At 52.3% G+C, this 239-nt stretch carries 1 protein-coding gene; it reads right to left on the bottom strand.

Annotated features, from left to right (window positions below):
* Nucleotides 1–239 (bottom strand): hypothetical protein (locus tag Q5762_RS39545; protein ID WP_315897154.1); only part of this gene is annotated, 239 nt, incomplete at both ends.

Below are 239 nucleotides of genomic sequence, written 5' to 3'. Positions count from 1 at the left end.
CAAACAGGATTACGTCATTTGTACTCGGCTCGGGAATATCCGAACCATCCGATGCCGTAGGCGATAGCAGGATTCGCGTATCGCCTTGCTCAATATATGAGCCGTCAATGTCTTTCTGATCGTAGTTGGTGCGCAGGCCGGAGCCGTTAGTTTCAGTCCACACTACATCCTGCCCGCCAGTCTCGGGGTTGTACTCACCAACAGTTTTCTTACGCAGAACTAGGCCAAGCCCATTTCCC

The organism is Streptomyces sp. P9(2023) (assembly GCF_032436795.1).
GTDB lineage: Bacteria > Actinomycetota > Actinomycetes > Streptomycetales > Streptomycetaceae > Streptomyces.
Note: the sequence above shows the minus strand (reverse complement) of the source record. Positions and strands in the feature narration are given on the sequence as shown.